Genomic DNA, 13,036 nt, shown 5'->3' on the forward strand with positions numbered 1-13,036 from the left:
GAGCACGCAAAAGGCGCCGGGGGAGATCCCGGCGCCTTTTCTGATCCAGGCGGCCCGGTCACGGGCCGAGCGGCCGAATGGCCGCCGCGGCTTATGCCGCGAAGCCAAGCGCGCGGAGCGCGCGCCCGGCGTCTGAGGGTAGGATCAGGCGCTCTGGCCGGTGGTCAGGCCGCCCTTGTCCATCAGGCCGGCGACGACCTCCCAATCGACCAGCTTGTTCAGGAAGTTGTCGAGGTAGTTCGGGCGGACGTTGCGGAAATCCAGGTAATAGGCGTGTTCCCACACGTCGCAGCCAAGGATCGGCGTGCCTTCGCCGGTCGAGACCGGGTTGGCGCCGTTCGGGGTCTTCGTCACCTTCAGCTTGCCGTCGCTGCCGATGATCAGCCAGGCCCAGCCGCTGCCGAACTGCGTCACGCCGGCCTGCTTGAAGGCGTCCTTGAAGGCCTGGAGCCCGCCCAGGTCGCTGTCGATCTTGGCCGCCAGCGCGCCCGGCAGCTTGTCGCCGCCGCCCTTGGGCGACATCACCTGCCAGAACAGCGCGTGGTTCCAGTGCTGCCCGGCCTGGTTCAGCACCGGCAGGCCATCGGCACCGGCCTTGCCGGCCTCGGCCACGATGGTCTCCAGCGACTTGCCGGCGAGGCCCTTGGATTCGATCAGCCCGTTCAGCGCCGTGACATAGGCGTTGTGGTGCTTGCCGTGGTGAAGCTCCAGCGTCTCCTGGCACATCCCCTGGGCGGCGAGGGCGGAGGTGTCGTAGGGCAGCGGCGGCAGGGTGAAGGGCATGGGGTCTCTCCCGTTGGGCTTCGCGTCGCCGGGGGGAGCCCTGCGACCGTCGCCTGACCTAGGCGTGGCCCGGAGGAGCGTCAACCGCACTTGCGGCCTGCCCCCGCGACCGTCATCTGGCCGCCATGGCCGCCCCCCCCTCGCTTTCGCCGATCGGTGACTTCGCACGGAAGCACGACCCGGACCGCTACCTCGCCGCCCTGTTCGCACCGGCGGAGCGGCGGGAGGCGCTGTTCGCGCTGATCGGCTTCAACCATGAACTGGCCCGGGCGCGGGAGGCGACGACGACGCAGATCGCCGCCCTGATCCGCCTGCAATGGTGGCGCGACGCGGTGGCGGAGGCCGCGGCCGGCCAGCCGGCGCGACGGCACGAGGTGGCCGAGCCCCTGCACGCGGCCATCCGGAGCGGCGCGCTCGATCCTTCCGACCTGACGGCGCTGGTCGATGCGCGGGAGGCGGAGGCTGACCCCGAGGGCATTCCGACGCGGGAGGCTTTCGGCGCCTGGCTGCGCGCCGGGGCCGGTGGCTTCGCGGTGGCGGCGGGGCGCCTGCTTGGCGCGCCGGATGCCGCGCTGCCGGCGCTGCAGCGGCGCGGGGCATTGGTGGGCATGGCGGGGGTGCTGCGCAGCATACCGGCCCACTCGGCCCAGGGTCGCTGCCTGCTGCCACAGGACTCGCTGGCCGAGGCGGGGCTGAACGCCGAGGGTGTGGTGGCGCAGCCCGCCGTGGCGGAGCCGTTGCGCCGCGCCATGGCGGAGGAGGGCGGCGCGATGCTGGCGCGCGAACGCCAGGTGGCGCTGCCCCGGCAGGCGCTGGCCGCCGCGCTGCCGGCGGTGCTGGCGGGGCGGGATTTCCGGCGCATGGCCGCGGGCAGGGACGTGCCCGCGACGCGCGGGCTGGGGGATCGGCTGGCGGTGGCCTGGGCGGGGTTTCGCGGCACCGCCTGAGCGTGGCAATCTGCCGGCCGGACCACCGAGCCGGTCCGAGAGGAGTTGCCCCATGCCCACTCGCTGCCGCCTGCCGTCCCTGTCCGCGACCCTGGTTCCACGGAAGGTTCAGGCGCTGGATGCGGTGGCGCCCCATGTGGCCGCAACCAGCGGCCGGTGCGGCTGATGTCCGACATACTGCTGTACCAGACGGCGGATGCCGACCGCTTCTTCCCGATGATCTCGGCGACCATGCAGTGCAACCGCGCCTTCTGCCTGCGCCGCGACGTCAGGATGGAGGTGTTCATCGGCGTCCGGCGCGGCATCCATCCCTGGCAGGCCACCTACAACCGGCTTGGAATGCTGGGGGACCTGTTGGCGCGGGACTACGACGGTTGGCTGATCTACCTGGACGCCGACGCCTTCGTGCCCAGCCCTCGTTTCGAAATTCGCGGGTTCCTGAAGCAGCACGCGGACAGCGCGATGATCCACCCGGTGGGCGGCGGCAAGGGGCCGTGGGACGTCAATGCCGGGGTGTTCCTGTGGAACTTCGCGCGTCCCGAAACCCGGGAGGTGGCGCGCCGGTGGATTGCGGCATTCGAGCAGGTAACCGACCAGCAACTGCGCAATGCGGCCGACCCGGTCTTCCTGATGAACGACCAGACCATGCTGCACGCGGTGCTGCGTGATGCGCCGGAACTGACAGCGTGCGTGGCCCTGGAGGCGCACGATGTCATCGGCTACCCGCATTCCCGCCTCATCAAGCAATTCGTTCCCAACGGGCAGCAGACGCTGGAGGAACGCACGGCGCGGATCGTGGAGGCGGTGGAGCAGGCGCGGCGGCGCAGTGGCGCGGCCGCGGCGCAGGGCGCCGACCAGGTGCGGCGGTCCGCGATGGCGCTGATCGATGCGCCGCAGGATGTGCTGGAGGCGCATCTGCCGCGGCACGAGGCGGCGGCGCTGGGCCAGGCGATGGCGCAGTTGCTGCGCCATCATCCCGTGTCGGACGGCTTCGCCTGACCGGGTTCAGGCGCGGCGGCGCTTCCTGACCACCAGCGGTTCCGCCACCGCCCCCTCCCGCGCCAGGATCGGGCCGAGGAAGCGGCCGGTGTGGCTTTCCGGCACCGCGGCCACCTGCTCCGGCGTGCCTTGCGCCACGATGCGGCCGCCGCCCTCGCCGCCTTCGGGGCCGAGGTCGAGCACCCAGTCGGCAGTCTTGATGACCTCCAGGTTGTGCTCGATCACCACCACCGTGTTGCCGGTGGCGACCAGCGCGTGCAGCACTTCCAGCAGTTTCCGGACGTCCTCGAAGTGCAGGCCGGTGGTGGGTTCGTCCAGGATGTAGAGCGTTCGGCCGGTGGCGCGGCGGGACAGTTCCTTGCTCAGCTTGATGCGCTGCGCCTCGCCGCCCGACAGCGTGGTCGCCTGCTGGCCGAGATGGATGTAGCCGAGGCCGACGTCGCGCAGCACCACAAGCTTGTCCCGGATCGCCGGCACGGCGGAGAAGAAGTCGCAGCCTTCCTCCACCGTCATGTCCAGCACGTCCGCGATCGACTTGCCGCGGAACTTCACTTCCAGCGTCTCGCGGTTGTAGCGCTTGCCCTTGCAGGTGTCGCAGGTGACGTAGACGTCGGGCAGGAAGTGCATCTCGATCTTCAGCACGCCGTCGCCCTGGCAGGCCTCGCAGCGGCCGCCCTTGACGTTGAAGCTGAAGCGGCCGGGCGCGTAGCCGCGGGCGCGTGAATCGGGAAGCTCCGAGAACCAGTCGCGGATCGGCGCGAACAGGCCGGTATAGGTGGCGGGGTTGGAGCGCGGCGTGCGGCCGATCGGCGACTGGTCGATATCGATGATCTTGTCGAGGTGTTCCAGCCCCTCGATCCGGTCATGCGGCCCCGGCACCTGGCCGCTGCCCATCAGGCGGCGGGAGGCGGCCTTGAACAGCGTCTCGATCACCAGCGTCGACTTGCCACCGCCGGAGACGCCGGCGATGCAGGTGAAGGTGCCGAGCGGGAATTCCGCCGAGACGTCCTTCAGATTGTTGCCGCGCGCGCCGACGACGCGGATCATCCGCTTCGGGTCGATTTTTCTCCGAACGTCCGGCATGGGAATCCGGCGCTTGCCGGACAGGTATTGGCCGGTGATGCTCTCGGGGTTCGCCTCGACCTCCGCCGGCGTGCCCTGGGCGATGATGCGGCCGCCGCCCTTGCCGGCGGCGGGGCCGATGTCGATCAGGTGGTCGGCACTGCGGATCGCATCCTCGTCGTGTTCCACCACCAGCACCGTGTTGCCGATGTCGCGCAGCCGGCGCAGCGTCTTCAACAGGCGTTCGTTGTCGCGCTGGTGCAGGCCGATGCTGGGCTCGTCCAGCACGTACAGCACGCCGGTGAGGCCGCTGCCGATCTGGGACGCCAGCCGGATGCGCTGCGACTCGCCGCCCGACAGCGTGGCGGAGGACCGGCCGAGGCTGAGGTAGTCCAGCCCGACATCGACCAGGAACTGCAACCGCTCCTCGATCTCGCGCAGGATGCGGCGGGCAATTTCCTGGCGCTGCGGCGTCAGCGTCTCCATCACCCCGGCGAACCATTTGCGCGACTTGATGATGGACAGGTCATTGACCATGCCGATGTGCTCGCCGGCGATCTTCACCGACAGGGATTCGGGCTTGAGGCGATGGCCGTTGCAGACGGGGCAGGCGCGGGAGGCCTGGTAGCGGGACAGGTCCTCCCGCACCCACGGGTTGTCGGTCTCGCGGTAGCGGCGCTCAAGGTTCGGGATGACGCCTTCGAACGCCTTCTTCACGTCATAGGCGCGCAGGCCGTCCTTGTATTTCAGCGTCACCACTTCGGCGCCGGTGCCGTGCATCACCACATGCTGGAACGCCTTGGTCAGGTCGCCCCACTGGCTGGTCATCGAGACCTTGTAGTGCCGCGCCAGGCTTTCCAGCGTCTGGTCGTAATAGGGCGACTGCGCCCCGGCCCAGGGCTGCACCGCGCCGTCCTTCAGCGACCTGGTGTCGTCCGGCACCACAAGCTGCGGGTCGAAGAAGCTCTGCGTCCCGAGGCCGTCGCAGGTCGGGCAGGCGCCCTGCGGGGAGTTGAAGGAGAACAGCCGCGGCTCGATCTCCTCGATGGTGAAGCCGGAGACGGGGCAGGCGAACTTCTGGCTGAATACCGTCCGGCCTTCGCCATCCGCGTTCTCCGCATAGGCGACGCCATCGGCCAGGGCGAGCGCGGTCTCCAGGCTGTCGGCCAGGCGCGCCTCGATGCCCTCGCGGACCACGATGCGGTCCACCACCACCTCGATGTCGTGCTTCAGCTTCTTCGACAGGTTCGGCACCTCGGCCACCTGGTACAGCGTGCCGTTGACCTTCACGCGCTCGAAGCCGCGGCGCTGGAACTCCAGGAAATCCTTCTTGAACTCGCCCTTCTTGCCCTTGGCGACCGGGGCCAGCAGCAGCAGGCGGGTGCCTTCCGGCATGGCCATGATTCGGTCGACCATCTGGGAGACCGTCTGCGCCTCGATCGGCAGCCCTGTGGCCGGCGAATAGGGCACGCCGACGCGGGCCCAGAGCAGGCGCATGTAGTCGTGGATTTCCGTCACGGTGCCGACGGTGGAGCGCGGGTTGTGGCTGGTGGTCTTCTGCTCGATCGAGATCGCCGGCGACAGGCCCTCGATGCTGTCCACATCCGGCTTCTGCATCAGTTGCAGGAACTGCCGCGCATAGGCCGAGAGGCTTTCGACGTAGCGGCGCTGGCCCTCGGCGTAGATGGTGTCGAAGGCGAGCGACGACTTGCCGGAGCCGGACAGGCCGGTGACGACCGTCAGCGTGTCCCGCGGGATGTCGATGTCGACATTCTTGAGATTGTGTTCCCGCGCGCCGCGGACGCGGATCTGGCCGGTCATGGTGGTCCACCGATGGATGGGCGCGCGAAGCCTCCCGAGGGACGCCACGTTCGCATTGTGTTCTGGGGGTTTTGCCACCATATAGGTGGGGCGGAAAGAGGTTTTACGAGGCCTGTCGCGCGCAGCCCAGACCTGTCTGGTCGGCGCGGCAGCGTCGGGCTAGCTTCCGCGGTTCAGATCGAGGGGCCGGCGATGGCAGGCGTGAACAAGGTGATCCTGGTTGGCCGTCTGGGGAAGGACCCGGAGGTGCGGAACTTCCAGAATGGCGGCCGGGTGGTGAACCTGCGCCTGGCGACCTCCGAGCGGTACAAGGACCGCGAGGGCAACCAGCAGGAGCGCACCGAGTGGCATTCGGTGGCCATCTTCAACGAGAAGCTGGGCGAGATCGCGGAGAAGTACCTGAAGAAGGGCTCCGAGGTGTATGTCGAGGGCCAGCTCGAGACCCGGAAGTGGCAGGACCAGTCGGGGCAGGACAAGTACTCGACGGAGGTCGTGCTGCGCCAGTTCCGCGGCGAGATCGCCCTGCTCGGTGGTCGTGGCGGCGGCGGGGCTGACCCGGGCGAGGGGGATACGGGCGGCAGCTACGGCGGTGGCGGTGGCGGCGGTCGCTCCTCGGCCCCGGCGCGGTCCGGCGGTGGCGGGTGGGACAACAGCGGTGGCGGTGCCCGCGGCGGCGGCGGCGGTCGCAGTGCGCCGCCGAAGGGCGGCAGCGACCTGGATGACGATATCCCGTTCTGACGTCCGGCCTACCCTGGGCGCCGGCCATCCGACCTTGAAAAAACCGTAGTGCATCCGCAATGTCTTTCGCGTGACCGCATCGCCCCCGCACCCGCGCGAGACGCGCATCGACATCATCCGTCGCCGGGTGCGGCTGGCTTATGACTCGGCGGCGGCGAGGGCCTGGACCCGGCTGCCGCGGGTCTCGGAGGATGGGCTCAATGCGATCTCCTTCCTCTTTCCGCTGGGCGAGGCCTTCTTCTGCCGGTCCGTCGCCCATTACCGGGACCGGATCACCGACCCGGCTTTGAGGGACGCCGCGGACCGCTTCATCCACCAGGAAGCCAATCATTCCCGCGAACATGCGCGCTCCAACGCCGCGCTGCGGGAAGCCAATGTGCTGGGTGCGGAGCTGGAGTCGGTCGCCCGCATCCTGCTGGCCATCGCCAAGACCATCTGGCCGCGCGCCACCCAACTCGCCATCACCTGCGCGCTGGAGCATTTCACCGCCATGCTGGCGGCGCGGCTGCTGAGCAAGCGGCTGCTGTACAAGGAGGGCACGGATCCTGCCTTCGCCCATCTCTGGCTTTGGCACGCGGCGGAGGAGATCGAGCACAAGGCCGTCTGCTTCGACGTCTACGAGCACCTGTTCGGGCGCGGCGTCTGGGCCTGGCTGCACCGCATCCTCGGCATGGTCATCGTCACGGTCTCGGGCGGGATCGGCCTGCTTGTGGCCTTCACGGTGGTGCGGCTGAGGCTTCTGTTCCGCCCGCGCCGTCCGGCATCGGCCGCCGCGGCGGGTGGCGCACCCAGCGGCCCGAGCCTGCGCAACCTGTTCGGCAGCCTGCCGGTCAGCGACTACACCGCCTATTACCGCCGCTCCTTCCACCCGTGGGAGCAGGATGACCGGGCGCTGCTGGAGGCCTGGAAGCTGGAGCATCCGGGCTTCGGGTTGCCAGAGCCGCACCCCCACGCCGCCGCGGCCTGACCTGAAGGCGGCTCAGGACCGCTCGAATTTCAACAGGCTGTAGCGCAACAGGCCGGTCCGGCCGACGAAATCCAGCATGGCGAGCCCGGCCTGCCCCCAGCGCTCCGCCACCCCGCGCCGGCCGCTGGCCCGCAGCATCCGGCCGAGGAAGGCGTAGGTCGGCAGGGTGTGGCGGGTGATGTCGCGCAGGGTCGTCAGGGCCAATCCGGATTCCGCTGCCAGTCGCCGGTAGCCGGCGGCGGAACAGGTCACGTCGCAGGTGCCGAACAGGTTCACCCGGTCGAACCACGGCGCGCGGGCCAGCCGCGTCACCGGCACCCAGGCGGAGGCCGGGACGAAATCCGACAGCACCAGCACGCCGCCCGGCCGCAGCACGCGCCGCACCTCCGCCAGGAAGGCGGCGCGGGAGGGGAAGTGGAAGATGCACTCCACCGCCAGCACGCGGTCGAAGCTGGCATCGGCGAAGGGCAGGGTGCAGGCGTCGCCGGCGGTGAAGGCGATGGTGGTGCCGGGCCTGGGATGCACCAGCCCAGCGGCGCGTGCCAGCTGGCGCGGGTCGATGTTCAGGCCGACCAGGTCCAGCGGATGCATCCGCTCCTCGAGGCAGGCGAGGGTGCCGCCGAAGCCGCAGCCGGCATCGAGCACGCGCATCCCCGGCGCGATCCCGGCCAGGGCGAGCAGTTCCAGGCTCAGCCTTTCGGCCGCGGCGGCATAGTCCTCCGCCGAGTCCGGGCGGGCCAGTGCGGGCTCGGGCCAATAGCCCCAGTGGATGTGGCGGCCGAAGCTTTGTTCCAGTTGCGGGTTGCCGCGCGCCAACTGGCCCAGCAGCAGGTCGATATAGGGCAGCGTCACCGGCCAGCCGCCCGCCACGGCGTAGCCGCCATGCCAACTCGCCGCATCTCTGCCAACCTCCTGCGACCCATATCCAGCCGGTATCTTTAGGCCCGTATGGGCCGCAGGCGAAACGTCGGGGCGCAACAAACGGCACATTGCGGGCCGTTTCGGGCCGGGAATCGGCCTTGGAAGGGGCTGCACCCTTCCGCCGGGGCCCGGAATTGCCTAATCCACAACCCGCGAGACCCGGCTGCGTCCGGCCAAGCATGAGGATTGCGCGTTGAGCGACACGTCACCGCCGCCTGGAGACCCGAAGGGGCCGGGCCACGACATCGCCCCGGTGGGTCTCGAGACCGAGATGCGCCGGTCCTACCTCGACTACGCCATGTCGGTCATCGTGGCCCGCGCCCTGCCGGATGCGCGGGACGGGCTGAAGCCGGTGCACCGGCGCATCCTCTATGCCATGCACGAATCCGGCTACACGGCGGACAAGCCGCACCGGAAATCGGCCCGCGTCGTCGGCGACGTGATGGGCAAGTATCATCCGCATGGCGACGCCTCGATCTACGACGCGACGGTTCGGATGGCGCAGTACTTCTCGATGCGCGTGCCGCTGATCGACGGGCAGGGCAATTTCGGCTCGATGGACGGCGATCCGCCGGCGCAGATGCGCTATACGGAGGTCCGCCTGGCGCGCGCCGCGGCGGCGCTGCTGGAGGGGATCGACGAGGACACCGTCGACTTCCAGCCGAACTACGACGAATCGGAAAGCGAGCCGCGCGTCCTGCCGGCCTCCTTCCCGAACCTGCTGGTCAACGGTGCCCAGGGCATCGCCGTCGGCATGGCCACCAACATCCCGACGCACAACCCGGGCGAGGTGATCGACGCGGCGCTGGCCCTGATCCGGGAGCCGGATACCAGCCTCGACGAGCTGATGAAGATCATGCCCGGGCCGGACTTCCCGACCGGCGGCCTGATCCTCGGCCGGTCCGGCATCCGCAACGCCTTCGAGACCGGGCGGGGTTCGATCCCGCTGCGCGCGCGCGCGACGATCGAGGAGATGCGTGGCGGGCGATCCATGATCGTGGTCACGGAAATCCCCTACCAGGTCAACAAATCCACCCTGATCGAGAAGATCGCGGAGCTGGTGCGGGCCAAGGCGGTGGAGGGCATCTCCGACCTGCGCGACGAGTCCGACCGCGACGGGCTGCGCATCGTCGTCGAGCTCAAGAAGGACGCGACGCCGGAGGTGGTGCTGAACCAGCTCTACCGCTTCACGCAGTTGCAGACCTCCTTCGGCGTGAACTTCGTGGCGCTGGATGAGGGCCGGCCGCGGCTGATGGGGCTGCGCGACGCGCTGATGGCGTTCCTGCGCTTCCGCGAGGACGTCATCCTGCGGCGGTCCCGTTTCCGCCTGAACAAGGCGCGCGACCGCGGCCACCAGTTGATCGGCCTCGCCATCGCGGTGGCCAACATCGATGCCGTCATCGCGCTGATCCGCGCCGCGCCGGATGCGGCGACGGCGCGGGCGCAGCTGATGACGCGGGACTGGCCGGCGGCCGACGTGGCGCCGCTGCTGGAGCTGGTCGACGACGTCCGCAACACGCTGGCGCCGGACGGCACCGTGCGGCTGACCGAGGACCAGGCGCGCGGCATCCTGGAGCTGCGCCTGCAGCGCCTGACCGGGCTGGAGCGGGAGAAGATCAACGCGGAGCTGGCCGAGGTCGCCGGCACCATCAAGGACCTGCTCGACATCCTGTCCTCCCGCCCCCGGCGGATGGATTTGATGACGCAGGAGCTGATCGCGGTGCGCGCGCAGATCGCCGTGCCGCGGATGACGGACATCGTCGACGGGATCGCCGACCAGGACGACGAAAGCCTGATCGAGCCGGGCACCATGGTGGTGACGCTGACGCGCGACGGCTACGTGAAGCGCACCGGGCTCGACGTGTTCCGCAGCCAGAACCGCGGCGGCCGCGGGCGTTCGGGCGCGGCGACGCGGGAGGATGACATCGTCGTCCGCAGCTTCGTGGCGCACACGCACCAGTGGGTGCTGTTCTTCACCAGCCGCGGCATCGCGTTCCGCGAGAAGATCTGGCAGTTGCCGGAAGGCGGCGCCACCGGCCGTGGCCGCAGCCTGCGCCAGGTGCTGCAATTGCAGCAGGATGAGAAGGTGACGGCGGTGCTGCCGCTGCCGCAGGACGAATCGCTGTGGGAGAACCTGCACCTGGTCTTCGCGACCGCGCAGGGCAATGTCCGGCGCAACAAGCTGTCCGACTTCCGCAATGTCCGCGCCGTCGGCCTGATCGCGATGAAGCTGGAGGAGGGCGACAGCCTGATCGGCGTCGCCACCTGCCGCGAGGGCGATGACGTGATGCTGGCGACCCGCAACGGCCGCTGCATCCGCTTCCAGGCCGAGGCGGACCAGCTTCGGGTCTTCGCCGGACGCGATTCCAGCGGCGTGCGCGGCATCCGGCTGATCAACGGTGATGCGGTGATCTCGCTGGCGGTGCTGCGCCACGCGGAGGCGTCGCAGGACGAACGCGCCACCTACCTGCGCCACAGCGCCCAGAAGCGTCGCGCGGCCGGCGAGGAGGTCGCCTCCGAGGCCGAGGCCGCGTCCGAGGAGGTCGAGGAGGTGTCCGGCAGCGTCACCCAGGTTTCGCCCGAGCGGCTGGGGGAGATGGAGGCGGCCGAGGAAATCCTGGTGGTCGTCACCGACCGCGGCTTCGGCAAGCGGACCTCGGCCTACGAATACCGCGTCACCGGCCGGGGCGGGCAGGGCATCGCCAACATCAACCTGACCCCGCGCACCGGGCGTGAGGTGGTCGCCACCTTCGCGGTGCGGGAGGGCGACGGCGTGATGCTGGTGACCGATGGCGGCCGGCTGATCCGCCTGCCGGCGGACCAGATCCGCATCACCGGCCGTGGCGCCATGGGCGTGACGCTGCTGCGTCTCGGCGAGAGCGAGCGGGTGACATCCTGCTTCCCGGTGGTCGAGGAGGTCGAGGTCGCGACCGAGATCCCGACCGAGATCGCGCCGCCGGAGGGCAGCACCGATGGCTGAGTGGCGCACCGGGATCTATCCCGGCACCTTCGATCCGGTGACCAACGGCCACCTGGACGTCATCGCCCGCGCGGCGCGGCTGGTGGACCGCCTGGTGGTCGGCGTTGCCATCAATGCGGGGAAGGGGCCCTTGTTTCCACTCGATGAGCGGGTGGAACTGGTCAAGGCAGAAACCGATACCATCTCGGCGGCGGTCGGCTCGGAGATCGTCGTGGTGCCGTTCACCGGGCTGCTGGTGGAGTTCGCCCGGCAGTCGCAGGCACGGATGATCATCCGCGGCCTGCGGGCGGTGACGGACTTCGACTACGAATTCCAGATGGCCGGGATGAACCACCGCCTGGCACCGGATGTCGAAACGGTGTTCCTGATGGCCAGCGAAACGAACCAGTTCATCTCCTCACGCTTTGTCAAGGAAGTCGCGACGCTGGGGGGGGATGTGTCCTCCTTCGTGCCGAAACTGACCCTCGAACGCACGCTGGCGCGCGTGCGCAACCGCAAGGACGCCGCTGAATGACCGGGATCACCTTCCTCCGCCGCGGCCTGCTGGGCGCGGCGCTCGCCGCGCCGATGCTGGGAGGCCGCGCCGCGGTGGCCCAAGGGGCAGCGCAACCCGACCCGGAGAACACGCTGTTCCTGGAATTGAAGGACGGTCGCGTGACCATCCAGTTGCTGCCGGACCTCGCGCCGCGCCATGTCGAGCGCATCAAGCTGCTGGCGCGGCGCAACTTCTACGACAACACGCCGTTCCACCGCGTGATCGAGGGCTTCATGGCGCAGGGTGGCGACCCCACCGGAACGGGCACCGGTGGCTCCGACCTGCCGAACCTGGCGGCGGAGTTCACCCCCGCCAACCGCGCGCGCTTCCTGCGCGGCACCTGCGGCATGGCGCGCACCCAGGCGCCGAATACCGCCAACAGCCAGTTCTTCATCATGTTCGCGCCGGCGCCGAGTCTGGATGGCCAGTACACCATCTGGGGCCGCGTGGTTGCCGGGATGGAGGCAGTGGACAAGATCAAGCGCGGCCAGGGCCAGGGCGGCATCGTGCCGCCGCCGCCCGACCGCATCCGGGCCATGCGCGTCGCGGCGGATGTGCGCTGAGCACCCGGCGCTCCCGACAAGAACCCAAGAAAGGACCACCAAGATGAGCGCCACGATCGACCCCGAGAACACCCTGCTGCTGGAACTCGACAGTGGCGTCGTGACCATCGAGTTGCTGCCGGACCTGGCGCCGAAGCATGTCGAGCGGATCAAGGCGCTGGCCACCGCCGGCTTCTACAACGGCACGCCGTTCCATCGCGTGATCGATGGCTTCATGGCGCAGGGTGGCGACCCCACCGGCACCGGCACCGGCGGGTCCGAGCATCCCGACCTGCCGGCCGAGTTCACGCCGCCGGCGAAGGCGAAGTTCGTGCGCGGCGTCTGCGGCATGGCGCGCACCAACAATCCGAACAGCGCCAACAGCCAGTTCTTCATCATGTTCGCGCCGGCGCCGAGCCTGGACGGCCAGTACACCATCTGGGGCCGCGTTGCCGAAGGCATGGACCTGGTCGACAAGATCAAGCGCGGCCAGGGCCCGAACGGGCTGGCGCGGGAGCCGGACCGCGTGAAGTCCATGCGCGTCGGCACCAGCGCCGCAACGCCGGCCGAAGGGGCTGCCGAAGGGGTTGACAGCACCCCGGCCGCCGACGCCTAACACCGCTGCGCGCGTGCCACCTCGGCACGCGCCACCCCGAGCCCGTAGCTCAGCCGGTAGAGCACGTGACTTTTAATCATGGGGTCGTGGGTTCGAGTCCCACCGGGCTCACAATCGGCCTTCAG

The 13,036-nt window shown here is 69.6% G+C and carries 11 protein-coding genes and 1 tRNA gene; 9 read left to right on the top strand and 3 right to left on the bottom strand.

From position 1 onward, the window contains the following. Nucleotides 1-144: 144 nt before the first annotated feature. The gene (locus tag ACFHPP_RS19315) at nt 145-783 is read right to left on the bottom strand and encodes a superoxide dismutase (protein WP_437164864.1); all 639 of its coding nucleotides are present in this window, start codon (nt 781-783) and stop codon (nt 145-147) included. 125 nt (nt 784-908) lie between these two features. On the opposite strand from ACFHPP_RS19315, the gene ACFHPP_RS19320 reads away from it, so the two are divergent. After that, complete coding sequence (locus ACFHPP_RS19320; RefSeq protein ID WP_437164865.1) at nt 909-1,730, top strand: squalene/phytoene synthase family protein; 822 nt, start codon at nt 909-911, stop codon at nt 1,728-1,730. Between the two features lie 165 nt (nt 1,731-1,895). After that, on the top strand, nt 1,896-2,729 hold the full coding sequence (locus ACFHPP_RS19325) for a hypothetical protein (protein WP_437164866.1): 834 nt from the start codon (nt 1,896-1,898) through the stop codon (nt 2,727-2,729). Between the two features lie 6 nt (nt 2,730-2,735). Here ACFHPP_RS19325 and uvrA read toward each other — a convergent pair whose 3' ends face one another. Next, nucleotides 2,736-5,612, bottom strand: a complete 2,877-nt coding sequence (gene uvrA, locus ACFHPP_RS19330; RefSeq protein ID WP_437164867.1) for an excinuclease ABC subunit UvrA — start codon at nt 5,610-5,612, stop codon at nt 2,736-2,738. 192 nt (nt 5,613-5,804) lie between these two features. On the opposite strand from uvrA, the gene ssb reads away from it, so the two are divergent. Both ssb and ACFHPP_RS19340 read left to right on the top strand, forming a co-directional pair. After that, a complete protein-coding gene (ssb, locus tag ACFHPP_RS19335) occupies nt 5,805-6,350 on the top strand; it encodes a single-stranded DNA-binding protein (RefSeq protein ID WP_437164868.1) in 546 nt (181 codons plus the stop codon). 70 nt (nt 6,351-6,420) lie between these two features. Next, nucleotides 6,421-7,317 carry a metal-dependent hydrolase gene (locus ACFHPP_RS19340; protein WP_437164869.1) on the top strand — a complete coding sequence of 299 codons (897 nt, stop codon included), beginning with the start codon at nt 6,421-6,423 and terminating at the stop codon, nt 7,315-7,317. Nucleotides 7,318-7,329: 12 nt separating this feature from the next. Here the strand turns inward: ACFHPP_RS19340 and ACFHPP_RS19345 are convergent, their stop codons facing one another. After that, entirely contained in the window at nt 7,330-8,187 is an 858-nt protein-coding gene (locus ACFHPP_RS19345) for a class I SAM-dependent methyltransferase (protein WP_437164870.1), read from the bottom strand. 244 nt (nt 8,188-8,431) lie between these two features. Between ACFHPP_RS19345 and gyrA the strand changes: the two genes are divergently transcribed. From gyrA to ACFHPP_RS19370, 5 genes are all read left to right on the top strand, one after another. Next, on the top strand, nt 8,432-11,218 hold the full coding sequence (gene gyrA / locus ACFHPP_RS19350; protein WP_437164871.1) for a DNA gyrase subunit A: 2,787 nt from the start codon (nt 8,432-8,434) through the stop codon (nt 11,216-11,218). Further along, nucleotides 11,211-11,732 carry a pantetheine-phosphate adenylyltransferase gene (gene coaD / locus ACFHPP_RS19355; RefSeq protein WP_430667362.1) on the top strand — a complete coding sequence of 174 codons (522 nt, stop codon included), beginning with the start codon at nt 11,211-11,213 and terminating at the stop codon, nt 11,730-11,732. Before gyrA ends, coaD begins: the two co-directional genes overlap by 8 nt. Next, nucleotides 11,729-12,316 (top strand): peptidylprolyl isomerase, encoded by a 588-nt coding sequence (locus ACFHPP_RS19360; protein WP_437164872.1) that lies wholly within the window; start codon nt 11,729-11,731, stop codon nt 12,314-12,316. The genes coaD and ACFHPP_RS19360 overlap by 4 nt, the downstream gene beginning before the upstream one ends. A gap of 43 nt (nt 12,317-12,359) precedes the next feature. Then, nucleotides 12,360-12,911, top strand: coding sequence for a peptidylprolyl isomerase (locus ACFHPP_RS19365; RefSeq protein WP_437164873.1), 552 nt, complete (start codon nt 12,360-12,362; stop codon nt 12,909-12,911). A 38-nt stretch (nt 12,912-12,949) separates the two neighbouring features. Next, nucleotides 12,950-13,022: transfer RNA gene (locus ACFHPP_RS19370), tRNA-Lys, on the top strand. Nucleotides 13,023-13,036 lie beyond the last annotated feature (14 nt).

This window comes from Falsiroseomonas sp. E2-1-a20 (genome assembly GCF_051433195.1).
GTDB lineage: Bacteria > Pseudomonadota > Alphaproteobacteria > Acetobacterales > Acetobacteraceae > Falsiroseomonas.

What these genes read in the sequence shown, in the direction of transcription:
- ACFHPP_RS19315 (WP_437164864.1), bottom strand. Translation starts at nt 783, where the DNA reads ATGCCCTTCACCCTGCCGCCGCTGCCCTACGACACCTCCGCCCTCGCC.
- ACFHPP_RS19320 (WP_437164865.1), top strand. Translation starts at nt 909, where the DNA reads ATGGCCGCCCCCCCCTCGCTTTCGCCGATCGGTGACTTCGCACGGAAG.
- ACFHPP_RS19325 (WP_437164866.1), top strand. Translation starts at nt 1,896, where the DNA reads ATGTCCGACATACTGCTGTACCAGACGGCGGATGCCGACCGCTTCTTC.
- uvrA (WP_437164867.1), bottom strand. Translation starts at nt 5,612, where the DNA reads ATGACCGGCCAGATCCGCGTCCGCGGCGCGCGGGAACACAATCTCAAG.
- ssb (WP_437164868.1), top strand. Translation starts at nt 5,805, where the DNA reads ATGGCAGGCGTGAACAAGGTGATCCTGGTTGGCCGTCTGGGGAAGGAC.
- coaD (WP_430667362.1), top strand. Translation starts at nt 11,211, where the DNA reads ATGGCTGAGTGGCGCACCGGGATCTATCCCGGCACCTTCGATCCGGTG.
- ACFHPP_RS19360 (WP_437164872.1), top strand. Translation starts at nt 11,729, where the DNA reads ATGACCGGGATCACCTTCCTCCGCCGCGGCCTGCTGGGCGCGGCGCTC.
- ACFHPP_RS19365 (WP_437164873.1), top strand. Translation starts at nt 12,360, where the DNA reads ATGAGCGCCACGATCGACCCCGAGAACACCCTGCTGCTGGAACTCGAC.